Annotated in this window: 22 protein-coding genes and 1 pseudogene; 19 read left to right on the top strand and 4 right to left on the bottom strand. The window is 41.1% G+C overall.

Annotated elements, in window-relative coordinates; translation table 11 throughout:
• Positions 1-22: 22 nt before the first annotated feature.
• From yicI to DXA60_RS00075, 9 genes are all read left to right on the top strand, one after another.
• Positions 23-2362 (top strand): alpha-xylosidase, encoded by a 2340-nt coding sequence (gene yicI / locus DXA60_RS00115; protein WP_117918480.1) that lies wholly within the window; start codon positions 23-25, stop codon positions 2360-2362.
• Positions 2362-4539: a beta-glucosidase gene (locus tag DXA60_RS00110; RefSeq protein ID WP_117918478.1), complete on the top strand. Its 2178-nt coding sequence runs from the start codon at positions 2362-2364 to the stop codon at positions 4537-4539. The genes yicI and DXA60_RS00110 overlap by 1 nt, the downstream gene beginning before the upstream one ends.
• A 91-nt stretch (positions 4540-4630) precedes the next feature.
• Positions 4631-6817, top strand: coding sequence for an EAL domain-containing response regulator (locus DXA60_RS00105; protein ID WP_117918780.1), 2187 nt, complete (start codon positions 4631-4633; stop codon positions 6815-6817).
• Between the two features lie 6 nt (positions 6818-6823).
• Entirely contained in the window at positions 6824-7180 is a 357-nt protein-coding gene (locus DXA60_RS00100) for an Hpt domain-containing protein (RefSeq protein WP_117918476.1), read from the top strand.
• A gap of 5 nt (positions 7181-7185) precedes the next feature.
• Positions 7186-7872, top strand: coding sequence for a 4'-phosphopantetheinyl transferase family protein (locus tag DXA60_RS00095; RefSeq protein WP_243006704.1), 687 nt, complete (start codon positions 7186-7188; stop codon positions 7870-7872).
• A 58-nt stretch (positions 7873-7930) separates the two neighbouring features.
• The gene (gene greA, locus DXA60_RS00090; RefSeq protein WP_015560761.1) at positions 7931-8434 is read left to right on the top strand and encodes a transcription elongation factor GreA; all 504 of its coding nucleotides are present in this window, start codon (positions 7931-7933) and stop codon (positions 8432-8434) included.
• A 15-nt stretch (positions 8435-8449) separates the two neighbouring features.
• Positions 8450-9322, top strand: a complete 873-nt coding sequence (metF, locus tag DXA60_RS00085) for a methylenetetrahydrofolate reductase [NAD(P)H] (protein ID WP_006859631.1) — start codon at positions 8450-8452, stop codon at positions 9320-9322.
• A gap of 81 nt (positions 9323-9403) precedes the next feature.
• Complete coding sequence (locus DXA60_RS00080) at positions 9404-9880, top strand: hypothetical protein (protein ID WP_022113237.1); 477 nt, start codon at positions 9404-9406, stop codon at positions 9878-9880.
• An 81-nt stretch (positions 9881-9961) separates the two neighbouring features.
• Complete coding sequence (locus tag DXA60_RS00075) at positions 9962-10795, top strand: DUF4300 family protein (RefSeq protein WP_117918774.1); 834 nt, start codon at positions 9962-9964, stop codon at positions 10793-10795.
• 158 nt (positions 10796-10953) lie between these two features.
• On the opposite strand, the gene DXA60_RS00070 is transcribed toward DXA60_RS00075, so the two are convergent.
• From DXA60_RS00070 to DXA60_RS00060, 3 genes are read right to left on the bottom strand one after another with little or no spacing between them, the layout of a single operon-like run.
• On the bottom strand, positions 10954-11862 hold the full coding sequence (locus DXA60_RS00070; protein ID WP_117918474.1) for a TlpA disulfide reductase family protein: 909 nt from the start codon (positions 11860-11862) through the stop codon (positions 10954-10956).
• Positions 11863-11909: 47 nt separating this feature from the next.
• On the bottom strand, positions 11910-12809 hold the full coding sequence (locus tag DXA60_RS00065; protein ID WP_022113240.1) for a 4Fe-4S binding protein: 900 nt from the start codon (positions 12807-12809) through the stop codon (positions 11910-11912).
• Positions 12802-12942, bottom strand: a complete 141-nt coding sequence (locus DXA60_RS00060; RefSeq protein ID WP_006859626.1) for a CD1871A family CXXC motif-containing protein — start codon at positions 12940-12942, stop codon at positions 12802-12804. Before DXA60_RS00060 ends, DXA60_RS00065 begins: the two co-directional genes overlap by 8 nt.
• Positions 12943-13076: 134 nt before the next feature.
• Here DXA60_RS00060 and DXA60_RS00055 point away from each other — a divergent pair, with 134 nt between their 5' ends.
• From DXA60_RS00055 to DXA60_RS00045, 3 genes are all read left to right on the top strand, one after another.
• Positions 13077-13724 (top strand): response regulator transcription factor, encoded by a 648-nt coding sequence (locus DXA60_RS00055; RefSeq protein ID WP_015520501.1) that lies wholly within the window; start codon positions 13077-13079, stop codon positions 13722-13724.
• Complete coding sequence (locus tag DXA60_RS00050) at positions 13721-14869, top strand: sensor histidine kinase (protein ID WP_006855999.1); 1149 nt, start codon at positions 13721-13723, stop codon at positions 14867-14869. Before DXA60_RS00055 ends, DXA60_RS00050 begins: the two co-directional genes overlap by 4 nt.
• 127 nt (positions 14870-14996) lie before the next feature.
• On the top strand, positions 14997-15176 hold the full coding sequence (locus DXA60_RS00045) for a hypothetical protein (RefSeq protein ID WP_147345366.1): 180 nt from the start codon (positions 14997-14999) through the stop codon (positions 15174-15176).
• A 177-nt stretch (positions 15177-15353) separates the two neighbouring features.
• Here DXA60_RS00045 and DXA60_RS00040 read toward each other — a convergent pair.
• Positions 15354-16901, bottom strand: a pseudogene (locus tag DXA60_RS00040) (IS1634 family transposase); the annotation flags it as partial.
• 339 nt (positions 16902-17240) lie between these two features.
• Here DXA60_RS00040 and DXA60_RS00035 point away from each other — a divergent pair.
• The 7 genes from DXA60_RS00035 (at position 17241) to DXA60_RS00005 (ending at position 24266) form a co-directional block, all read left to right on the top strand.
• The gene (locus tag DXA60_RS00035) at positions 17241-18248 is read left to right on the top strand and encodes a DUF5692 family protein (protein WP_330418356.1); all 1008 of its coding nucleotides are present in this window, start codon (positions 17241-17243) and stop codon (positions 18246-18248) included.
• Between the two features lie 172 nt (positions 18249-18420).
• Complete coding sequence (locus DXA60_RS00030) at positions 18421-19083, top strand: response regulator transcription factor (protein WP_117918772.1); 663 nt, start codon at positions 18421-18423, stop codon at positions 19081-19083.
• Positions 19073-19897 carry a sensor histidine kinase gene (locus tag DXA60_RS00025; protein WP_117918467.1) on the top strand — a complete coding sequence of 275 codons (825 nt, stop codon included), beginning with the start codon at positions 19073-19075 and terminating at the stop codon, positions 19895-19897. The genes DXA60_RS00030 and DXA60_RS00025 overlap by 11 nt, the downstream gene beginning before the upstream one ends.
• 86 nt (positions 19898-19983) lie before the next feature.
• Positions 19984-20667 carry an ABC transporter ATP-binding protein gene (locus DXA60_RS00020; RefSeq protein ID WP_117918465.1) on the top strand — a complete coding sequence of 228 codons (684 nt, stop codon included), beginning with the start codon at positions 19984-19986 and terminating at the stop codon, positions 20665-20667.
• Positions 20664-22655 carry an ABC transporter permease gene (locus DXA60_RS00015; RefSeq protein WP_117918462.1) on the top strand — a complete coding sequence of 664 codons (1992 nt, stop codon included), beginning with the start codon at positions 20664-20666 and terminating at the stop codon, positions 22653-22655. The genes DXA60_RS00020 and DXA60_RS00015 overlap by 4 nt, the downstream gene beginning before the upstream one ends.
• 85 nt (positions 22656-22740) lie before the next feature.
• Positions 22741-23388 (top strand): TetR/AcrR family transcriptional regulator, encoded by a 648-nt coding sequence (locus DXA60_RS00010; protein ID WP_147345365.1) that lies wholly within the window; start codon positions 22741-22743, stop codon positions 23386-23388.
• 89 nt (positions 23389-23477) lie between these two features.
• Positions 23478-24266: a class I SAM-dependent methyltransferase gene (locus DXA60_RS00005; protein ID WP_117918459.1), complete on the top strand. Its 789-nt coding sequence runs from the start codon at positions 23478-23480 to the stop codon at positions 24264-24266.
• The last annotated feature ends 135 nt before the right edge of the window (positions 24267-24401 follow it).

The following is a 24401-nucleotide window of genomic DNA, read 5'->3' as shown; positions in this document are numbered from 1 at the left end:
GGAAAACAGGGAGGATTATCATATGAAATTCAGTAATGGATGCTGGCTGCAGAAAGAGCGCTGCGAGTGCTTTTCTCCGGCAGAAGTATATTTTTCAAAAATCGAGAAAGATCAGGTGACGATCTGTGCGCCGACAAGCAAGATCACACAGCGCGGCGATACCCTTGGCGGAATCAACCTCACGATCGTGATTTCAGCACCGTATGAGGAAGTGCTTAGGGTTCAGACTTATCATCACATGGGCGTGCAGAAGAAAGCACCATCCTTTGAGATCGCACCGGCAGAGAGCGGACATTTAAAGACGGAAGAGACAGCAGACAAATTGATTATTTCAAGCGGATCACTGCGTCTGGAGGTGCAGAAAGAGAATGGGGCACTGACTTTCTACCGCGGTGAGGAGAAAATCACGGCAAGCGGCTGGAGAGACCTTGCATATATGAAAACCGACTGGAAAGGTTTTGCTTATGACAAAGGACCGGAAGATGCTTATATGAGAGAGCAGTTATCTCTTTCCGTGGGTGAGCTGATCTATGGTCTTGGTGAACGTTTTTCCGCATTTGTAAAAAATGGACAGAGTGTGGATATCTGGAATGAAGATGGCGGTACTTCCACAGAGCAGTCTTATAAGAATATTCCGTTTTATATTTCAAACAAAGGATATGGTGTATTCGTAAATCATCCGGAGTGCGTTTCTTTTGAGGTTGCAACAGAGATGGTGACAAAAGTAGAGTTTTCCGTACCAGGCGAAAATCTTGATTACTTCCTGATCAACGGACCTACGATGAAAGAAGTGCTGATGCGTTATACAGATATCACCGGAAAACCATCGCTTCCGGCACCGTGGACTTTTGGACTCTGGCTGTCCACATCTTTTACGACCAACTATGATGAAAAGACAGTCAACAGTTTTGTCGATGGAATGTTTGACCGCAAGATTCCGTTATCAGTATTTCATTTTGACTGTTTCTGGATGAAAGATTTTAACTGGTGTGATTTTACCTGGGATTCAAGAGTTTTCCCGGATCCGGAGGGAATGCTAAAACGACTGAAAGCAAAAGGTTTAAAGATCTGTGTATGGATCAACAGCTATGTGGGACAAGAGTCCTCCATGTTCAAAGAAGGCGTTGAGGGTGGTTACTTCTTAAAACGTCCAAACGGCGATGTATGGCAGTGGGATATGTGGCAGCCGGGACTTGCCATTGTTGACTTTACCAATCCGGCAGCCTGCGAGTGGTATGGAAAAAAATTAGAGGCACTTCTTGATATGGGTGTGGACTGCTTCAAGACCGACTTTGGTGAGAGAATACCGACGGATGCAGTATATTATGACGGATCTGATCCGGTTAAGATGCATAACTACTATACATACCTTTACAATAAGGTGGTATTTGATGTATTAAAGAAGAAAAAAGGCGAAAAAGAGGCAATTCTTTTTGCACGTTCTGCAACTGCGGGCGGACAGAAGTTCCCGGTTCACTGGGGCGGTGACTGCTGGTCTGATTATGAATCCATGGAGGAAAGTCTTCGCGGCGGTCTGTCACTGACAAGTTCCGGTTTTGGATACTGGAGTCATGATATCGGAGGATTTGAGAGTACTTCCACACCGGATGTATACAAGAGATGGTGTGCGTTTGGACTTCTTTCTTCCCATTCAAGGCTGCATGGATCTACTTCTTACCGTGTGCCGTGGGCATATGATGAGGAAGCAGTAGATGTGGTGCGTTATTTTGCACAGCTTAAGGCATCCTTAATGCCGTATCTGTACCGCAATGCGATCGAGACATCAAAGACCGGTATCCCAATGATGCGGAGCATGGTGCTTGAATTTACGGAGGATAAAAACTGCGCTTACCTGGCAACTCAGTATATGTTAGGGGATTCCTTGCTGGTTGCACCGATTTTCCGTGATGACAGCATTGCAGAATATTATCTGCCGGAGGGAACCTGGACATCCTTACTGACCGGAGAAGTCAAAGAAGGCGGTAAATGGTACAAAGAGAAACATGGTTACTTAAGTATTCCTCTTTATGTCAAAGAGGGCAGTATTGTGGCTATGGGAGCAAGAAATGATAATGCAGTTTATGACTATGCAGATGGTGTGACATTCCGTGCATATGCATTAAAAGATGGCATCAAGGCAGAAACTGTCGTATATGGAACGGAAAATGAAAAAGAAGCATCTGCAAATGTTGTAAAGAACGGATCTTCTTATCAGATCGCGGTAGAGAGTAATAAGGCATCCAAAGTGGCATTGATGAACGTTGGCACTCCAAAGCAGGTAACCGGTGCATCCTATACACAGGATGGGGAAAATGTCATCGTAGCATTTGACGGTAACGGCAAGGCAGAGGTTGTATTTTAATGCAGGAAACATATATTGAACAGATTTTAAATGAACTGACTTTAGAAGAAAAGATCGGCATGATCCACGGTGCGGGGTTATTCCGCACCGAAGGGGTAAAGCGGCTTTCCATACCGCCGCTTTACATGTCAGATGGTCCAATGGGGGTGCGGGCAGAATTTGCAGACAATGAATGGCGCAATATTGGAACGACGGAAGATTATGTGACCTATCTTCCATGTAACAGCGCCATCGCATCCACGTGGAACCGCAATCTGGCGAAAAAAGCAGGCAGGGTTTTAGGCGAAGAGGCAAGAGGCAGGGGTAAGGATGTGATCTTAGCTCCAGGTATTAATATCAAACGAAGCCCGCTCTGTGGAAGAAATTTTGAATATATGAGTGAAGATCCAAGACTCATCGAAGAACTGGTGGTTCCGATGATCGATGGAATCCAGGAAAATGATGTGGCAGCATGTGTAAAACATTTTGCAGCAAATTCGCAGGAAACAGAAAGACTCTGGGTTGATACGATCGTTGATGAGGCTGCACTGGAAGAAATTTATTTTCCGGGATTTAAAGCAGCAGTACAAAAAGGACACACGCTTGCACTGATGGGAGCTTATAATCTGTTAAACGGCGAGCACTGCTGTATGAGTAAGTCCCTGCTTAATGAGAAGCTGCGGAAAGACTGGAAATTTGATGGAGTCGTGATCTCCGACTGGGGAGCGGTACACGATACGAAAATGGCAGCAGAATCCGGTCTGGATATTGAGATGGATGTCAAATATCAGTTCCATGAGCAGTACATGGCAGATCCGCTCTTAAAAGCTGTGAGAGATGGAGACATTGAGGAATCAATGGTTGATGAAAAGGTGCGTAATATTCTTCGGATGATGCTGCGTCTTAAGATGATCGGACCAGAGAAAAAGAACCGTAAAACCGGTGCATATAATACGGAAGAACACCGCAGGGCAGTGCTTGATGTGGCACGTGAGTCAATGATCCTGCTGAAAAATAAAGATCATGTACTGCCTCTTTGCACAGAATCCGGCTGCAGGGTTGCCGTGATCGGTGCAAATGCCGCAGCAATCCATTCGAATGGAGGCGGAAGTGCAGAGATCAAGGCATTGTATGAGATTTCGCCGCTCATGGGAATCAAAAAGCTGCTCGGCGGAAATGTCAATGTTTCCTACGCACCGGGATATGTGATCCCGGACAAAGAGGAAGCGTCTGAGATCAACTGGCAGGCGGCAAGTACAGAGAATGCCGGGGATACGGAAAATGAATGTACTGTAAGTGGAAGTACGCAGGGAAAACAGCAGAAAGCCACAGCGGATGCATATCACAAAAAACAGAAAGAAGCCTTAGAGGAAGCAGTTGCACTTGCAAAGGCGAGTGATATCGTTATTTTTGTGGGCGGATTGAATCACGATTTTGATGTGGAGGGACTCGACCGCACAGACATGAAGCTGCCTTACGGGCAGGATGCGGTGATAGAGGCTCTGTTAAAGGCTGCACCGGATATGGCAGTCTGCATGTATGCAGGGTCACCGGTTGAGATGCCATGGGCAGAAAATGCAAAAGCAATTCTCTGGAGTTATTATGCAGGTATGGAAGGCGGAACTGCGATAGCAGAGACTTTGTTTGGAAAGGTAAATCCGTCCGGAAAACTTGCAGAAACGTTTATCCGAGATGCGTCACAATGTCCGGCACATACGATCGGAACTTTTGGAAAGAAAGACCGTGTGGAATACCGGGAAGGGGTAATGGTTGGCTACCGTTATTATAATACAGAAAAAACAGATGTATTGTTTCCGTTTGGACACGGACTTTCCTATACAGATTTCGTTTATGATGATCTTAAAATCGCACAGCAGGAGAGTGAAAAACAGACTGTTAAGGTTTCATGTACTGTGAAAAATAAAGGTGTCCGGGAGGGTAAAGAAACTGTTCAGATTTATGTTGCACGGGAGCAGGAAAAAAACAGAATATTTCAGGAATTAAAAGCATTTGAAAAAGTGGAACTGGCTGCTGGTGAGGAAAAACAGATCTGTTTTACTTTGGATAAACAGGATTTTGCACATCATGATGTGCAAAAAAAGATGTTTTTGCCGATGAGTGGGACTTATGAAATTCAGGTTGGAGCGTCATCGGCAGATATCCGTCTCAGTAAAAAAATCAATGTTATTTTTGAATAAGGATAAATTATGTCTATTGAAAAGAAACTCTGACTTTGCTATGATAAAGTCAGGTTTTTTTTGGATTTTTATGGGGCAGATAGGTGAGAGTATGGCTGAAAAGGGTAAGGTATTAATTGTAGATGACAAGCAGATCGAACGTGTCATGTTGAAAAAGATTCTGAGTGACACATACGAGGTTGTTGAAGCAGAGAATGGCAAAAAAGCATTTGAGATCCTTTATGAACGAAGCGAGGAGATAACTGCGGTGCTTTTGGATATCGTTATGCCGGAGTATGATGGTTATTATTTCTTAGAGCGATATCATAAAGCACAGATGTATCAGGCAATTCCTGTGGTCGTGCTGACGATGGAGATTGATATTGAAACAGAAGTCAGATGTCTTAGCATGGGGGCATGGGATTTTATACGGAAACCGTATAATGTGGATGTTGTCAGGTTTCGTTTGAAGAACGTGATCGGCAGCAGCAGTAAAAACATCAGCAAAGCGTTAAAGTACCGTGCGGAATATGATATTCTTACCGGCATCTACAATAAAACGAATATGTTTCAGGCAACATCTGCCATGTTAGAGCGATATCCGGACAGACATTTTGCATTTGTGCGGATGGATATTGAAAAGTTCCAGCTGATCAATTCATTCTTTGGAATGAGTGCCGGGGACGAGCTGTTAAAATATATTGCAGATTTTCTGATACGCGCAGTAAAAAACCGCAATGACATCACTTTCGGCAGGATGGATGCGGACATCTTCTGTTTTTGCATGTCCTATGAAAATACAAAAGAACTGGTGGAAAGTTTTAATAAGATGAGGGATATCTTGAGCAGATATCCGCTTGATTTTGATATTGTACCGATATTTGGTGTTTATCTGATCGCGGGGAAGAAAATAACACCAAACCATATGTATGACAGGGCAAACCTTGCGGCAAAACACTGTAAGGGTAATTATATCCGCAATTATGCATTTTATACACGGCAAATGAGTCAGGAGATCGAAAAGGAACAGCGTATCGTAAACAGTATGAAAAGCGCACTTGAAAATCATGAGTTTGTTGTTTATTACCAGCCGAAATACGGACTTAGCGATAATCAGATTGCAGGTGCAGAGGCGCTGGTGCGCTGGAAACATCCGGAACGGGGGATGATCTCGCCGGGAGAGTTTATACCGGTATTTGAACGGAACGGTTTTATCACAAAACTGGATTATTATGTGTGGGAACAGACCTGTATCCAGCTCAGAAGGTGGTTAGACGAGGGAAAACAGCCGCTTCCGATATCGGTAAATCTTTCAAGGATTAGTCTATATAATAAAGAAGTAGTGGAAGTGATCTGCGATCTAGTAGACAAATATCAGATTCCGCGCAGCCTTTTTCAGGTAGAGCTGACAGAGAGTGCGTACAATACCAATCCAAAAGCGGTGCAGGAAATGATGCAGCGATTGCGGGAAGAGGGATTTTATATTCTGATGGACGATTTTGGAAGCGGATATTCTTCTTTAAATGTTTTAAAGGATATAGTGGTAGATGTTTTAAAGATGGATATGAAATTCTTTTCCGGGGATGATAAGGAAGGACGCGGAGAAAATATCATGGCTGCCGTGATACGTATGGCAAAATGGCTGAATATGCCGGTTGTGGTAGAAGGTGTCGAACGGATCGAGCAGGTGGAGTTTTTAAGAAGCATAGGATGTGAGTATGTACAGGGATATTATTTTGCAAAACCTATGCCGGTGGAAGAGTATGAAAAGCTGCAGTTTGACAGACCGCATTCACAGAGGGAGAAAGATACAGAACGGTTAGTTGATATAGATAGCCTGTGGATGCCGGCATCCCAGCTTGAAACCCTCTTTTTAAATGCAAAACAGGGGGTGGCTGTCTATGAGTACAGCAAAGATCAGATTGAGACCATTCGCGTAAATAATGCATATTATGAAATGTTTGGATATCAGGATATCAGCCAGAAAAAAGATATTTTCCAGGAAATTCCCAAACGGTATCATAAACGTGTTCTGGATGCATTTTCTCATACAGCAGATACCGGACATGAAACACAATGTGAGTTCTCAAAGAAAAATGAGGCAGGGGAAGAATTTTATATTTTTTTAAAACTATATGATGTTGGGATCGTAGGAAATAAACATATCATATATGGTGTATTTTTGAATGTGACAGAACCAAAACAACTGGAATGGGAATTAGAAAAATACAGACTGCTGTTATCCGGAAAGCGTAAATCCGGGGAGAGGGAACAGACAAAAGAACAATCGGAGGAATGATAGAAAATGAATGAGGTATTGGAAGGATTAAATGCGTGGGGATGCGACTTAGAAGGAGCTTTAGAGCGTTTTTTAGGGGATGAAAAATTATATCAAAGCTGTCTTCCGATGGTGGTAGAGGACGAGTCTTTTGATGGTTTGAAAGAGGCACTTGCAGCAGATGAGAGAAAAAAGGCATTTGACTGCGCACATACATTAAAGGGTGTATTTGCAAATATGGGTATTACCCCGATGTTTGAGACGGTTGTAAAAATCGTAGAGCCGCTTCGTGCTGGGAAAAATGATGGACTGATGCCGGTGTATGAGGAATTGCTGGATGAAAGGGAACATCTTAGAAGCATTATCCAGACAAAGGGAGAATAAGATACGTGAAGATTTATATGACAGATACGCTTCCATTGGAGGATGAAAAGATATTTTCGCAGATGCTGCCCTTTATTACAGAAGACCGGAAAAATAAAATCGTTCAATTAAAGAAAAAAGAAGACCGGTGCAGATCACTGGCAGCAGGGATACTGTTAGAGTATGCGTTGCGGGAATATGGAATCAGTCTGTTACCTGGGAAAATGCAGCAAATGGTTCTTACATTCGGAGAGAATGGAAAGCCGGTATTAAAAGAGAATATCGGCATATATTTCAACCTGTCACATTCGGGAAGATATGTGGCAGGTGTTTTTTCGGACAGTGAAGTGGGAATTGATGTGGAACAGATCCGGAAAGGACAGATGAAAGTGGCAGAACATTTTTTCTGTCCGGAGGAATATCTGGCATTACAAAAGGGAAAAATGAAAAAAGCAGACTGTTATTTTACAGAGTTATGGACAAGAAAAGAAAGTTATATCAAAGCGGTTGGAAAAGGGATAGCATTGGATCTTGCATCGTTTTGTGTACTGCAGGATCAGGTTAAATTTTTAAAAGCGGGGCAGACGGGAGAATGGTATCTGCAAAGCTATGATCCCGCAAGTGGATATATATTGTCAGTATGTGCGAAAAAATGTACAAAATGCGAAATTCAATGGATCAGTAAAGAGATGTTTACACAGAAATTTATTTGACGGAAAACTGGAAAGAATTTATAATAATCGCTGAAATGACAAGTAAGGAGGAAGATTCATGTACGACGAATTGACCGAACAGGATATAAAAAAGATGGAAGAGGAGATTGAGTACCGAAAACTTGTGGTGCGCAAAGAGGCCTTAGAGGCAGTGAAGGAGGCAAGAGCGCAGGGAGACTTAAGTGAGAATTTCGAGTACCATGCGGCAAAGAAAGATAAGAACCAGAATGAGAGCCGTATCCGCTATTTAGAGAGAATGATCAAAACAGCAAAAGTGATTTCAACGGATTCTGCAGAGGATGAAGTTGGTATGAATAATACGGTGACGGTTTATTTTGAGGAGGACGACGAGGAAGAGGTTTATAAGATCGTGACAACAGTCCGCGGTAATTCTTTAAAAAATTTAATCAGCAATGAGTCACCGCTTGGAAAGGCATTGCTTGGACATAAGGTTGGTGACCGCGTGGAAGTGGCTGTCAATGAGAATTATTCTTATTATGTCGTAATACGGAAGATCGAGAATACCGTGGATGACGGTTCCGATAAAATAAGACGCTTTTAGCAGAAAGAGGGATTTATGAGACTTACAGAATTATTAAATACAGAGAATGTAACGATTTCCTGTGAACTGTTCCCGCCGAAACAGGGTGCACAGTTAGACAACTACAAAAAGATTGTCGGAGATATGGCAGCATTGAAACCGGCATATATGAGTGTTACTTATGGTGCAACCGGCGGAACTTCTGATTATACGGTAGAACTTGCAAATGAAGTGCGAAATGTGAATCATATTCCGGCACTGGCACATCTCACCTGTGCATCTTCGACTAAGGAGAAAGTTGCCTCTGTGATTCAGGAGTTAAAAGAAAAGCAGATTGAAAATGTACTTGCACTGCGCGGAGATATCCCGCAGAACGCGGATTTCCCGCTGCCAAATCAGTATAAACATGCAAGTGAGCTGATCTATGATATCAAATCACAGGGAGATTTCTGTATCGGCGGAGCCTGCTATCCGGAAGGACATCCTGAGTCACAGACATTAGAGGAAGATCTGATCCATCTGAAAGAAAAAGTGGATGCCGGATGTGAGTTCCTCACAACACAGATGTTTTTTGACAATAATATTCTTTATAACTTTATGTACAAAGCACTAAAACATGGAATCGATGTACCTGTTGTGGCAGGAATCATGCCGATCACTAACGCAAATCAGGTAAAACGGAGCATTGCATTGTCGGGAAGTTTGGTGCCACGCCGTTTCCTTGCAATCGTCGACCGCTTTGGCAGTGACCCGGCTGCTATGAAACAGGCAGGTATCGCCTATGCGACAGACCAGATCATCGATCTGATCGCAAACGGTGTCAACCATGTACATATTTATACGATGAACAAACCGGATGTTGCAGGAGCGATTCTTGAGAACCTTTCGGATATTTATGTGAGGGACTAGTACGGCTATTTGTTTCCGGGCAAAATATATAGCTTTTATGAAAAAAATAATATCATTAGCTGCTTAGAAATGGAGATTAATATGAAAAAACAGGAAGAAATTTTCCATGAGATCCAGGATATGATGGGAGAGACAAAAGAGGGAAGAATCCGCTGGAGTGTAGAGGTTCAGACTACGGAGGCAAATCCGGTAGAAGAAAAACCCGTTGAGCATGAAGATGGATTGGATTGGACGATTGATGAGTGTTATGTTTCTTATTATTGCAAATACAAAGGAAAAGATTTCTGTCTGATCACTTATGAAATGTTAAAGACTGCAAACAGCAGCACAGGAGAGCAGAAAGTAAAATCCAGCAATATGGTATTTTTACCACCACTTGGGATGCGTTTTTTTGATATTCATGCGCTGCTGCCATACAGCATAGAGGTATCGAATGTATTACTTGATGCAATACACCGTCTCTGGGTAATGCTGCTTGATATGTATAAAGTGGACAAGGGCAGTATCTATTTGAATGTAAGACCTGGAACACTCACGATCGAGGATGAAAAGAATTGACAGGAACGACTTTTACGTCATGATCATTTAGGGGAGAAGAGGTAATATCTGTTGAAAAGACAAACCAGAACAAAAACAGCAATGAAACTGTCTGCTATGATTGTGTCTGCATTTATGATGCTGGCGGCCTGCACAGAAACAGTGCAGAAACAAAAGATACCTGGTGCAACATATATGGGAGGGAACAATACGATTACTGAGATCTGTAAAGAACTTGACTCTGCGGGAGCTGCTCATGTAGATATATTTCGGGAATGGGCGGTTGATTTTGCAGATTCCGCAGGAAAAAATGCGAAGCTGGAAGATACATGGTCAGATCCTGGGAAAATGAAAGCGGATATCGGTAAATGTATGGATGGCTGGGAACAGAATCATGAGTATTCAGATGCGGACTGTAGAATGACAGCTTTTCTCCTGTTAGATGGGGTGATCCACTCAGAATTAACGGAAGATCATTATGAGGGAACCTATCTGATGTTTGACACAGAAGCGATAGATAATGTGGACAGATATGAAATCATAAAAGAGAACAAAGACATGTTTACCACACTTTATGGTGAAAAGAGTGTTACGGATGACAGACATCCGGAATCTGCATTTTGCGACCGCTGGAAAGAATATGGATTTCAAATAGATAATGACAGAATATCACTTCTTAGTATCGTAATATATGATCCATATTCGGATGCAGTTTTTGTAGGTCATACTGGTATCCTGATAAAGTATAGTGATTATTATTTGTTTGTAGAAAAGATTGCATTTGAACAGCCATATCAGGCAACTAAGGTGCAGACGATTGATGAACTGCTCGATATCTTGTCCTTAAGACCGGAATATTTTGGAGAAGAGGGAGAACCCGGACCATTTGTTTATCATAATGGAGATTATATTGGAACGTTAAAGAGAACGACTTAAGAAAGCATAAGGAGAATTCAGATAAAAAGAAAGCTATACCGGTAATGTGAGAGACTTTCAGATACCTGCCGGGAGGTATCTGAAAGTCCGGGAGTGAATGAAAATAGAACCGTTGGGTATGATGTGCCGGTTATGTACAAAAGAGTATCATAAAAGGGTTATTTATTTGAGCTGTCTGCATCGATTACAGATTGGATCTGTTTCATCAGAGTATCATAGTTATCCTGATTATCGATTCCACCGAGCATCGGATCACCCACGATGTTACCATTTCTGTCGACGAGTATTGTGGTAGGAAATGCCATGATATTGGAGGCATATTTGCCTGCATCTGAAGATGAATCAATAGAAAGATTGCGGTATTTAGCACCCTGGCTTTCAAGAACAGAGGCAGCTTCTTTGATAGCCGATTCATTTCCATCGAAGGTTTCTGTGTTGATGCCGACTACTTCTCCTCCCATTGCCCTGACTGCATCATTTAATTCATTCAGTTTGGATAACTCAGCAACACAGGGTTTGCAGCCGGTAAACCAGAAATTGATGACAGTTACTGCATTTTCGGAAAAAAGACTTTCGTCAACAGAATTACCATCGAAATCCTGACCTGAGAAATTTTTGAATGGTGATGCATCTTCAGAATTAGTATTCTGCCCATTTTTATCGGATTCTGTAGTTCCTTTTTCAATTTCTGCGATCTGTTCTTCGATTTTTCGTATGGTTTCAATATCATCAGTAAGTGTTTTGAATTCGTCATCAGTAAAAGAATCTTTGTTTGATTCAGCGGTATCAGCCAGATAATCAGCATAATTTCCGTTTGAATCTGCAGTGTTTTTATTCATCAGACCAAATAATTTGTCCCATATATCTTTATGCTCTGCAAAGATCCGGTTCTCCTGCTGATATAAATCATCCAGCTTTGTGTTGGAATTGTCCGCTGATGCCGTGCTGTCTTCAGCCGTGGTATTCTGTGGTTCTGTGGTGCTTACAGTTCCTTTTCCGCTGCAGGATGTAAGCAGCAGTGCGATGCTGAGTGTGACAACTGAAATAAATGTAATTTTTGTTTTCATGGATAATTGCTCCTTTTTAAATTGTAATAAGATTGATAGTTACTGGTTTATGACTGCTGGTTACTGTTGTTCTTTTTTTTACATGATTTCCCCATAAACTGGTAGTGGATCGCATCTTTAGGACAGGCTTTTATACAGGCTCCGCATCGTATGCATTCCGGATGATCTGGAGTTTTACACACATCCACATCCATTTTACATGCCTTTTGGCATTGCCCGCATCCGATGCATCTGCTGTTCTCAATTTTAATAGAAAGAAAGCTGACCTTATTAAATAATGAGTAGATTGCTCCAAGAGGACAGATCCATTTACAGAATGGTCTGTAAAACAAAATACTTAACACAATAACTGTGATTAAAATAAGGCATTTAAAAGAAAAAAGTTTTCCCAGTGCAGAACGTATAGCGGCATTTCCAAGTGCGAGAGGGATAGCTCCTTCCAGGACACCCTGAGGACAAATATATTTACAGAAGAAAGGATCTCCCATTCCGATAGAGTTCGTTACCAGCATCGGAAGAAGTATAACAAAAATGATCAGGATGATGTATTTTAAATAGCGCAGCGGTTTGAGCCGGGCTGTAGAAAATTTTTTCCCAGGTATTTTATGAAGTAAATCCTGAAACCATCCAAACGGACACAGAAAACCACATATAAATCTTCCGAGTGTTACACCGAGTAAAATAAAAAATCCGGTTATGTAGTATGAAAATTTAAATCCTGATGAACCAACAACCGCCTGAAAAGCGCCAATTGGGCATGCTCCTGTTGCCGCCGGACAGGAGTAACAATTTAATCCTGGTACACATACGTTTTTTACGCTGCCCTGATATATTTTTCCTTTCCATAAATTAGGAATATGGATATTCGTGAGCAGTGTGGCAGCTGCCTGTATCCATCCGCGTAGTACAGCTATTTTTTTTGATAGAAAATTCTTTTTTTTATCCAATTCCGACACACTCCAGACATAATTTTATTGCTTTACCGAGCACGACAGCTGCTTCTCCTCTGACCGCACCGTAACTTATCATGGTGATACCTGAGATGAGCAGGATCGACTGATAGATTTTTTTGCACTTCAAGATATTTTACTCCTTTCATTTGTTGTATTTATTGACCAGCTGATGTTAGTATTATACAATAGCTGTTGTAAAATTTGTGTTAAGAAGCAGGTGAATGAATTTTGAGATTATTGATAGTTGAAGATGAGAAACAAATGTGTGACATGGTTGCAAAACGGCTGTATGATGCAGGGTACGAGGTGGATACCTGTTATGATGGGGAAGAGGCTTTTGAAAGTGTCCTGACGGAGAATTATGATCTGATCGTTCTGGATCTGAATCTGCCCGGTATGGATGGAATGGAGATCTTAAAGGAACTCAGACAGAGAAATGAGGAGACAAAGGTTCTTATATTATCTGCAAGAGGGCAGATTGCGGATAAGGTTGAAGGACTGGATGCAGGGGCAAATGACTATATGGAAAAACCATTTCATCTGCAGGAACTTGAGGCGCGTATCAGAAGTCTGACAAGAAGAAAATTTGTGCAGAAAGATGTGTGTCTGGAAAGTGGTGGGATAAAGTTCGATACGGTAAGACGTGAGGCATATGCAAAAGGGAAAATGATTTCCCTGACAAGAAAAGAAAATGGCATTTTGGAATATTTACTTCTGAATCCTGGAAGACCGGTAAGTCAGGAGGAATTGATGGAACATGTCTGGGATGCATCCGTGGATAGCTTTAGTGGTGCCATCAGAGTACACATGTCTTCGCTTAGGAAAAAGCTTAAGGCTGAACTTGGATATGATCCGATTTTAAACAAGGTGGGAGAGGGATATAAAATACGGGAGGAGTCTGAACGATGAAAAGAATGTCACTGCAGTGGAGGCTTACCTGTATCATTACAGTATATATTGCAGTTATATGTGGATGTCTGACGATGTTTGTCTATAAAAATGGCGTGTATTATATCGATTCCCTGCAGGAGACTGTGGATGCCCAGGGAGAGGATAACGGGGAGGATACGGATGAAATATATATCAGCATTCCAGATGATAAGTGGGATGAGTTTGCCAATGATTTTTCTATCCAGGCATATAATAATAAGGAAGATTACAAAAAAAACAGTCTGCTGATATCAGCCATATTGGCTCTTATTGGCGGGGTAGTTACATATTTTATAAGTGGGCATGCACTCAGACCAATCCGTGAATTTTCTGATAAAATTGAAGAAGTACAGGCGCAAAATCTGGCAGCTTCACGAATAGAAGAAAATAAAGTTAAAGAATTGAACCAGCTTAGCGTTTCGTATAATAAGATGCTTGAACGTCTCTCGGACGCATTTGAGATACAGAGGCAATTTACCGCAAATGCAGCACATGAACTGCGGACGCCATTATCTTTGATGCAGGTACAGCTTGATCTTTATAATTCTACACGGCATCCGGATAATGATGCTGATACATTGCAGACAATAAAGATGGTTACCGAGCAGAATGGAAGACTCAGTAAAATGGTAAAAACGCTCCTTGATATGAGTGAACTCCAGACTGTGGGACGGGATGATGAAATTATGGTTGACGCGCTTGTTGATGAAGTGTTAGCAGATCTGGATCCTCTTGCACAGGAAAAAAATATAAAACTTACTGGAAAATGTAAAAATATAACGATGGTTGGAAGTGACATTCTTATTTACAGGCTGGTATACAATCTTGTTGAGAATGCCATAAAATATAATCATTCAGGCGGACAGGTTACAGTAACTGCATACCGGAAGGAAAAACATGTTTATCTGTCCGTGGAGGATACGGGAAACGGAATCCCTGAGGAACTCAGGGAACGCGTGTTTGAACCATTCTTTCGTGTGGATAAATCCAGAAGCCGGGAACTTGGCGGTGTAGGACTTGGACTTGCGCTTGTCCGTGAAATCGTGAGAGTGCATGATGGCAGTATTGCAGTCAGATCAAATCCGTCTGGAGGAACGGTTTTTGATGTAATATTACCACTGTGATCGATCATAACTTATTAGTTACATCTGGCTGTCTCGTGCCTGGGGTATTTAATTCTTTTCTATTGAATTATGCGGATATCTGGTTGTTTTTGTAGTGTCGAATGTATTGCTGAAAGTTTTGATGCAAATGAAAGAGAAAGTCCTTAATCATGAGGAAATGTTAAATCATTATCTGATACGCGGATTTATGGAACTGGTCATATTCCGCGTGGAAAGGCAGTTTCCGAATGAGATCATGATGGCACTGGAAAAGGTGAATCTTTCCTGCCCGGTTCGTGATTCTGCCAGGGGACTTTTGAGAAACTGATGAAGTAAGATCCATATTTTGCGGAACTCTATATGGCTCAGGATAAAAACCTTGCATTTTGAGAACAGGCGTGTATAATCTCATTTTTGACAGTTGATTAGTTAATAAAGTGCCACAATCCCTGTAAATACAAGGGGTGTGGCACTTTTATCTGCATACACGAAATATAGTAATGTTTTATCTCCGCTTACTTTTTTTCTGAATTCCTTTTATTTTCCGTTTTGTTATGAATTGATAGTCCGTTCTGAATCCGCAGGTTTCATGGAGATCGTCAGTGATTTCCTGACGCTCATATACCGGCATGAAGCCCTGTTCTTCTATATCCGTAAATTTTATGTCTTTTAAAGTGTGAAGTAATTGTTCTGTGGTATAAGTCCCTTTCAAGGAGCGGTTTAATAACCGGAAATGTAACAGAGCAAGAAAACAGGTAAGAAAATGAGCCTTAATTCGGTCTTCACGGTTTAAGTAAACGGGTCTGGCTTCAAAGTCTGTTTTCATAGTTCTGAAACAGTCTTCAATCTGCCATCTTCCTTCACTGACTTTTAAGATATCTGCAACGTTATCATCAAGCAGGTCTGTACATACCGCATAAAGCCCGTCATACATTTCTTCTTCAGCAATCTTATCCGTATCGAGATAATAGTGGATCTTAGCTTTTTCTCCTTCGTTGGTTACAGCTACCTTATTTACAAATCTTGCAGGATCATTTGGATTTTTGCGCTGTTTTTTTAGAGAGCCATTTGCAACCATTTTTTCTGCCCGACAGATCTGCTCCGCACGGATGGATTTCTGATAAGCGGCATATTTAGGGGAGTAGGTTATGATCAATCTTTGATCCAGTTTTTTTGTTGTAAATGGTTCGTCTTTATAATAAAGCTGGTTCTTGTCATCATCTGTCAGTTTTGTGAGGTCAACAGGTTTATCATCTGAGAGACGTTTAAAGCCAGTTTTCTTTAAAGCCCATGCCCGGTCTTCAGCAGGCAGCTTTTTGATGGACTGAGTGACAATAAATGCCCTCTGTCCCATGTGATTAAGAACACGGTTATCCTCAGAAGCAAGTCCGGCGTCACTGCAATAGATAAACTTATCACAGCCGAATTGTTGGAGAATCTTTGTTTCTAAAGGTTTTAAGGATTTCTGCTCATTTTGGTTTCTAGGAAAGAGTGAGAAAGCCAAAGGTATTCCGTCACCATCCGTAAAGAGACCCATTTGAATAATGGGATTCGGACGGTGCTCTTTGCTTTTTCCGTATTTTTTATCTCCATTTTCCTGTTCGATTTCAAAGTAGTAGTTTGTGCAATCATAATAAAGGATCCGATCCATTCTGTCACCGAGAAAAAAGCTATTTTTATAAACTTCTGATTGAATAAAATCCATTTCAGAAGCAAGAACAGAAAGAGCTCGGTACACATCATGAAGTTCATAAGTGGGAGGCTCAAGGAACTGTTTTGCTGCTCGGAAAGAAGAACTTTTGCTGGAAGGTTCTAGAACCCTTGTATAAATTAAATCAGATAAAATCGAATTAAGATCATACTCGAATTTATGTCGGCTTTTGATTTTTCGGCAGACAGAATCGAGCTTAAGTCCATAGTAAATAGACTGAAGAAAAAGATATCCGCCAGAAAAAAGTTTCTGCTTATTATAGTCCATGAGTCTGTTGGAATGAAATGGGATCATGACAGTAGCATCCTCTTTTTCACTTTTATATTTCAGTGTTTCAAGACGATATCACTAAATATTACTATATAATAAAAATAAAAATTTGACAAAAAAATAAGCCTATTTCAAGGCTTTGCGGTACTTTTTTGCATTTCAATGTGTCAAACTCCCGATAAAGGCAGTATCTATCTGAACGTGAGACCTGGAACGCTTACGATCGAGGATGAAAAATAAAACTGGTTATACCACAAGAAATAAATGGCACTTTTTGGTTCAAAAGGACGAAAAAGTGCCATTTTTGCAGAAAAACATAAATTATATTGAAACTTTATAAAATTAATGTTAAAATTATAACAATGTCTGGTATGACCAGATAAAACTAATCTATATAAGGGAGGAATGTATATGTTTACATTTCATGAAGGCCCTTCAGGATTTACCGCAGCGGGAAATGGATTTTCGAATCTTACGGTAATTCTGATCTGGGTAGCAGTATTTGCAGCTTTGGTTCTGCTTAATGAAGTATCAAGAAGATGGAAGTGGAGCGGTTTCTTTTTCTGGTTCATACTTCCGGTCATTGGAACAGTTACATGGTTTACGGTATTAAAAGGTATTGCCTATACCGACTGGTTCCACCTTGCAAAGTATTATTCATCCACCGCAGGCTGTATTTTCTTCTGGTGTTTCCGTTATGTCAAGGGAACAAGAAAAGACGGTACGACCTGGGAACTGAAAAACAACAAGATCTTCATGCTTTTAATTCCGGCAATCCTTGCTATCAATATTTTCGAGGCTTGTTCCCGTGATTTCCAGGTTGCAATGCAGTACTGGGGCAATATCACAGAACTCGCCGATGAGCCGGGCATGTTCGTACTTGGCGGACCATGGAATATTATGAATGGTATCGCAGGTATTTTAAATGCGGTTACGATCGCAGGCTGGTTTGGCGTATGTGTACGTAAAAAGAGTGACAAAGACAGTTCACGCGATATGATCTGGCCGGATATGATGTGGTTCTGGATCGTTGCATACGATTTATGGAACTTTGCTTATACATATAACTGTCTGCCGAGCCACGCATGGTACTGCGGACTTGCATTACTGTTAGCTCCGACAACAGCAGCATTTCTTATCAACAAGGGTGCATGGCTTGAGAACCGTGCCAGAACACTTTCCATCTGGTGCTTCTTCGCGCAGTGCTGGCCGATGTTCCAGGATGAGGTAGTTGTTGTAAACTCTACCTACAATCCGGTAATCTACAACATCGTAAGTGCTTTAGCATTGATCGCTAACGTTACAGTATTTGTATTTATGATCTACAAATCTGTCCAGAAGAAAAAGAATCCATGGACAAACAGCATCTATGATGACATGGATGGATATAAGAAGATCGCAGAGCAGGCTGAGGCATAAGGACATAATTGCTATGCTGCTGATGCAGGAATGCCTGTGATAATAAAAAATTGAAAAATAAAGAGAAGCCTGTCGCAGCGGATGCGGTAGGCTTTTTCTTTATTTTGTGTTATTATTTTACAGTGGATTTTTTGAAAAGCAGTGACTGGTCAGAATGAGAAAGGGGTTGCAGATGAATTATATTTTACTGGTAGAAGATGATACTATGATCGCATCGGGAATTATATATGCACTGGAAATGGAAGGCTATGAAGTCTGTCATGCTGTGACCGTTGCAGATGCGTGTGGTTTCATCGAAAAAAGATATTTTGATCTTGCAATTTTAGATATGCAGCTGCCGGACGGACTGGGGGCTGATATAGGCAATAAATTAAAAAATACAGATACATCCGTCATTTTTCTGACTGTAGTTGATGATGAAAATACGATTGTCAGGGCTTTTGATGAAGGTGCAGCAGATTATGTCGTAAAGCCTTTCCGGATCAGGGAACTGCTTGCGAGAGTAAGGCGTGTGTTATCGGTTCAGAATAAGCAGACGGGAAAGAATCATATCATTTGCATAGGACAGGTCAAGATCAATACGGATGAGGCAAAAGTTTATGTGGATGACAGGATTGTTGATCTTACTGCGTTAGAATACAGACTGCTTCTTATTTTTGCTAATAATCAGAGAGTCTTATTATCCCGACAGCAGATTTTAGATAAAATCTGGGATATAGATGGTAATTTTGTGGAGGATAATACACTCACTGTTTACGTGAAAAGACTGCGTGAAAAACTCGGGGCGGCATTACAGATCGAGACTGTGAGAGGAATGGGATATCGTGTGGATTAAGAAAAAAGAAGTAGAAAAATTGTCTGAGTTTGTGAAAGGCTATATTTCCGGTGAGAAATTTGATATCCGTGATAACAGAGAGGGTGCATTTCAGATTTTAAAAAATGACATCTATGCTCTGGTTAACAGGAAAAATGAACAGATCAAGGTGATCGAATCGGAAAGAGACATTCTTTCTGACTATATGGCAGATATTTCTCATCAGCTTAAAACACCTATCACTTCCATGATGATCATGGCAGATTTATTAGAAGATGCAGAACCGGAAAAACAGGCGGAATTTATTCATAACATCAGAGTTTCTTTAAACAAGATGGAGTGGCTTGTAGGCGCACTGCTTAAGATGGCAAAGATTGATGCACATGCCATTGAGTTTATAAAAAAAGATATAAAGACATCAGAATTGCTTGAAGCTGTAAATCCTTCGGTTGCGATACTTTTAGATATTAATAATCAGAAACTTATACTGAAAAATGACAGCGTTATCAGTTGTGATAAGCAATGGACGGTGGAGGCACTTACGAATCTTGTAAAAAATGCGATCGAGTATTCTCCGAAAGATAGTGAAATCGAAATAGACAGCGGTGGAAATCCGTTGTATAGCTGGATCTCGGTAAAGGATAGCGGTGCAGGAATGAGTAGAGAGCAGTACGCAGCCCTTTTTAAAAGATTTGAATATTCCACAAATGAAAATGGCTTTGGGATTGGGATGCCGCTTGCGTTATCAATTGTCAAAGGACAGGGCGGAGATATAGATATTGATTTTGGAAACTATGGATGCGGTACGACGTTTATCATAAAATTTTTTAAGTGACAGAATTGTCATAATTGATTTTGGTTTTGTCACGGAACAGTCATTTTACATTGTTAAGATCAGTAGTGAAAAGGGAGGATAATGCGATGGCTGTTTTAGAAGTAAGAGAGCTGACAAAGAAATATGGTCAGGGAGAAGCGGAAGTGACCGCACTTGATCATGTTTCTTTTTCTGTTGAAAGAGGAGAATTTGTTGCGATTGTCGGAGCTTCCGGTTCAGGAAAATCTACCCTTATGAACATGATCGGAGGACTTGATCATCCAACCAGTGGTTCTGTCGTGATCGAGGAAAATGATATTGCTGCAATGAACGAGGATGAACTTGCTATTTTTCGAAGAAGAAATCTGGGAATTATTTATCAGTTTTACAATCTGATTCCTACGCTTACTGCAGAGGAAAATATTATGCTGCCATGGAAACTGGATGGAAGAAAAGAAAATAAAAAACGATTAACAGAAATGATGCAGCTGCTTGGGCTTTTGGAACGGGCAAAACATCTTCCGGGACAGATGTCCGGTGGACAGCAGCAGAGAGTATCAATCGGAAGGGCACTGATCAATGAGCCGGCTTTTATACTGGCGGATGAACCGACTGGAAACCTTGACAGTAAGACGGGCAGAGAGATTATGGATATTTTAAAGCTTGCCAATCAAAAGTATAAGCAGACGATTCTTTTAGTTACGCATGATGAAAAAATTGCCTTGCAGGCGAGCCGGATCATTACGATCGGAGACGGGAAAATTGTAAAAGATGAGGTGATGAAATCATGAAAATTACATCACAGCTCGCACTCAGTCAGCTAAAATTAAATAAAAAAAGAACAATGGCAGGGATTTCTGCTATTTCACTGGCAACAGCACTTGTTACGGCAGTTATGTGTTTTGTAACCAGTGGCAACAGGATGCTTACGGTTTTTTTAGAACCGGGATATGGAGACTATAGCAGTGTGTATTTTCTTTTGATTTTCGTTCCGGTTTTAATTTTAGGGATATTGATCGCTCTTATGTCGGTAACGGTGATATCAAATATTTTTGTGGCAAGTGCCAATAAAAGGATTCAGGAATTTGGTATTTTAAAATGTGTAGGTGGAACCGGAAAACAGATCAGAGCATGTGTTATCTGTGAAAGTTTGTGGCTTTGTGTGGTTGGTATTCCGCTTGGACTTATGGCAGGAACTTTGCTTGGATATATTGGTATAAAAATCACAGGATATTTTGTTTCGAATATCGATCAACTTTCAAAAAGTATTATTATGAGACCGTTTTCCTTTTCTTTGTCATTTCATATTTCGGTATGGACATATCTGTTTGCTTCCTTTTTTTCATTTTTGATTGTTCTTAGATCTGCGTACAAGCCTGCAAAAACTGTTGGAAGGCTTACTGCAATACAGTGTGTAAAAGGTATAACGACAGACATAAATCTAAAAGAGCTTGCTGTAAAAGGTGGATTGGCTGGAAAAATTTTTGGATGTGAAGGAGAGATTGCATGGAAAAATATTAAAAGGAATCAATCAGGATACAAAGCAACAGTACGGGCATTATCACTTGCAATTTTACTGTTTTTGATGACAGGTGGACTGGCAGAACAAGCGAAAGAGTTTCAGGAATGGATGACGCCGGATTCAAAAGAGATGGATGTGGATTATTGTTCAATTCGCAATATAGAGGTGAATAAACGAACCGGACGTACCGAAGAAAAGATCGTATCACCAATATCCTCTATAACTTATAACGAAATAACAAAAAGATTAGCTGAATATGGTAATATAGAAGTATATGGAGTAGGAAATGATGCATGTACATATCAGGCAATCCTGGATAAGAATTTCCTGTCTAAGGATATGTCAGAGGCTCCAGACATTTTTGATGAGAATGCAGAAGCAGGGGTTTCTCTCATATCGGTGGATGAAAAATTATATCAGAAGCTGTGTGACAGAGCAGGAGCTCCTTACGGCAGTAATCTTTTGATAAACAGTTACCAGTATAATGATAATGGGAGAACAAAGAGCATAAAACCCTTTGGAGAAACGGTTACGGAAATCACTTTGATAAATGCAGCCGAAGAGAAGAAAAGGATTGAAATTGGAGGTTTTTTATATCAGGAAGATCTGAAAGAACCGGGATTTCGTGATATGTCTCCTGATCCGGTAAGGATTGTTGTGCCGGATGTTACTGCCAGATATTTCGACTGGTTTTGTACACCGGATGATGAACAGGCATTTGCAGAATATGCCAGAAAAATCATGGATGAATATTATCCGGTACTTACAGAGGATTCCTATGTGGATCAGGGATATACGGTGAGAATAAGCCGCATGGATACGATGGCAAAAATGTTAAATATCGCAATTATCCTTGCGGAAATTATTCTATATGGATTTGTTATTCTGTTGATTTTTATGGGATTTGCAAGTGTGATCAACACGCTTGCGGCAAATATCAGGATCAGAGGACGAGAGTTTGCAATTTTAAAAAGTGTTGGAATGACAAATGCTTCCATTCAAAAAATGCTTTACTGTGAAAGCCTGATATGCATTATAAAAGCACTGATACCAGGAACTGTACTCGGAATTGCAATACCATTTGCAATGAATCTGTCTATACGAAAAGCGTTTCCGGTGTTATATCATATTCCATGGGGAATGTTAATAGCAGGAGTGGTCGTCTTGACTGTGGTAGTGATGATTATCACATGGGCTGAAACAACTAAGCAAAAGGATAAGAGTATCATTGATGAGATCAGAATGGATGTCGTGTGATGTAATGGAGATTTGCATTTATATGGAAGAAAGAAATAAATATGGGATATATATATGGTGATGGCGTGAGTGTTCAGATCAAAAATTGACAAAACAGTTAGTTTGTGCTAACATAACTTGTGTTATGGAAGATGAGCGCAGAAAACAGACAGAACAAAAACTGATCAGATCCGGCAGGGCAGAGTTCCTAAAAAAGGGTTATGTAAAAGCCAGTCTCCGGGATATCTGCAAAGCAGCCGGTGTCACGACTGGAGCATTTTATTTCTCATTTGAGAGTAAAGAAGCGTTAATGACAGCCATTTTAGATCCGGTGATCGCTGATTATGAGCATATGTGCGCCGAACTGGCGCAAAGGGAAGAAGAGGATCCCGGTACAGCGGATGATAATGAACGGCAGATCATGGAATATTTATCGGAGCACCGGGCGGAGGCAATCATTCTGATGGAAAGATCAGAGGGCAGCCGTTATGAGGGCTTCCGGCAAAAAGTATACAGCCAGATGCAGGCGGCATTTACCAGCTATTTTTCAAAGTTTATGGGAAGTGAGCCGGATTCGGAAATGATCCGGATTTTGGTTGCAATGCGGCTTCGCGGATACATGGAACTGATAGAAGGAGATTATACCGTGGAAGAAAGACTAAAGCTTGCGAGGGAGATAGGCATACATGCCGACGCAGGATCGATGGCATTAATTCAATATTTAAAAGAACAAAGAGAAGTCTATCGCAGATGATGCGGTAGGCTTTTTCTATTGCAAAACATAACAGATCAGAAAAATTGTTATGCGCTCGCAAAACAAGGAGGAAAAAGGAGGATTTCATCATGAAAGAAAAAACAAATTATGGAAACTGGGTGCCGGAGAAGGCTCTGTATCTGCTGTTTGGACTGGCGGGGGTATTTCTTGTGGTCACGGTGCTGCTTGGAGTTATGGTACAGATACCGGTTATCACGGTGATCGCGGGAGTGGTTTGTGCGCTGACATTTGCGATGGCGGTCTATATGCTGGTCTGCCATGAAGCGTTTGCATTTGGAAAGGGAAATATGATGGCAGGTGTGCATAAACATCTGGTAGAGCATCTTGACTGGGATGGAGAAGGGAAAATGCTCGATATCGGATGTGGTGCTGCTGCACTTACGGTCCGGTGCGCGAAGGCTTTCCCGAAAGCGCAGATCACGGCGATGGATTACTGGGGAGCAGAGTGGAGTTACGCAAAGGAGCAGTGTGAGAGAAATGTAAGACTAGAGAGTGTTGCAGACCGCGTGTCATTTCAAAAAGGAGACGCAGCAAAGCTGGATTTTGCGGATGAAACATTTGATGCGGCAGTGAGCAATTTTGTGTTTCATGAAGTACGGTCGACGAAAGATAAGCGGAATGTGGTGAGAGAGGCACTCCGGGTGGTAAAAAAAGGAGGGGTATTTTCATTTCAGGATATGTTTTCACAGAAAGCGTTGTACGGAGATATGGATGCATTTGTTGAGGTATTAAAAGCCGAAGGAATCTCTGAGATACACTATATCGGTGATCTGGAAAAGAAACTTGATTTTATTCCGGGATTTGTGACGACGCCGTGGATGATCAGTGGGATGGGGATATTATATGGAAAGAAATAAATGTGATAAAATAAAATCTGAAATTTACAGGTGAAACGTGGATGGAATGTATGTAATTTTAGTAAAGAAAAAGTCTTGTGATTGGAATCTTGAGTTTCCGCAAAATGTAATCAAAACATGATTACATCTTCCCAA

The sequence above is a fragment of the Roseburia sp. OF03-24 genome (assembly GCF_003463035.1).
In the GTDB taxonomy this organism is placed as follows: domain Bacteria; phylum Bacillota; class Clostridia; order Lachnospirales; family Lachnospiraceae; genus Roseburia; species Roseburia rectibacter.
This window is presented reverse-complemented; position numbering and strand designations above follow the sequence as displayed.

Coding starts and splice junctions, on each gene's coding strand:
- yicI (WP_117918480.1), top strand. CDS start 23: ATGAAATTCAGTAATGGATGCTGGCTGCAGAAAGAGCGCTGCGAGTGC.
- DXA60_RS00110 (WP_117918478.1), top strand. CDS start 2,362: ATGCAGGAAACATATATTGAACAGATTTTAAATGAACTGACTTTAGAA.
- DXA60_RS00105 (WP_117918780.1), top strand. CDS start 4,631: ATGGCTGAAAAGGGTAAGGTATTAATTGTAGATGACAAGCAGATCGAA.
- DXA60_RS00100 (WP_117918476.1), top strand. CDS start 6,824: ATGAATGAGGTATTGGAAGGATTAAATGCGTGGGGATGCGACTTAGAA.
- greA (WP_015560761.1), top strand. CDS start 7,931: ATGTACGACGAATTGACCGAACAGGATATAAAAAAGATGGAAGAGGAG.
- metF (WP_006859631.1), top strand. CDS start 8,450: ATGAGACTTACAGAATTATTAAATACAGAGAATGTAACGATTTCCTGT.
- DXA60_RS00080 (WP_022113237.1), top strand. CDS start 9,404: ATGAAAAAACAGGAAGAAATTTTCCATGAGATCCAGGATATGATGGGA.
- DXA60_RS00075 (WP_117918774.1), top strand. CDS start 9,962: ATGAAACTGTCTGCTATGATTGTGTCTGCATTTATGATGCTGGCGGCC.
- DXA60_RS00070 (WP_117918474.1), bottom strand. CDS start 11,862: ATGAAAACAAAAATTACATTTATTTCAGTTGTCACACTCAGCATCGCA.
- DXA60_RS00055 (WP_015520501.1), top strand. CDS start 13,077: ATGTGTGACATGGTTGCAAAACGGCTGTATGATGCAGGGTACGAGGTG.
- DXA60_RS00050 (WP_006855999.1), top strand. CDS start 13,721: ATGAAAAGAATGTCACTGCAGTGGAGGCTTACCTGTATCATTACAGTA.
- DXA60_RS00045 (WP_147345366.1), top strand. CDS start 14,997: ATGAAAGAGAAAGTCCTTAATCATGAGGAAATGTTAAATCATTATCTG.
- DXA60_RS00035 (WP_330418356.1), top strand. CDS start 17,241: ATGTTTACATTTCATGAAGGCCCTTCAGGATTTACCGCAGCGGGAAAT.
- DXA60_RS00030 (WP_117918772.1), top strand. CDS start 18,421: ATGAATTATATTTTACTGGTAGAAGATGATACTATGATCGCATCGGGA.
- DXA60_RS00020 (WP_117918465.1), top strand. CDS start 19,984: ATGGCTGTTTTAGAAGTAAGAGAGCTGACAAAGAAATATGGTCAGGGA.
- DXA60_RS00015 (WP_117918462.1), top strand. CDS start 20,664: ATGAAAATTACATCACAGCTCGCACTCAGTCAGCTAAAATTAAATAAA.
- DXA60_RS00005 (WP_117918459.1), top strand. CDS start 23,478: ATGAAAGAAAAAACAAATTATGGAAACTGGGTGCCGGAGAAGGCTCTG.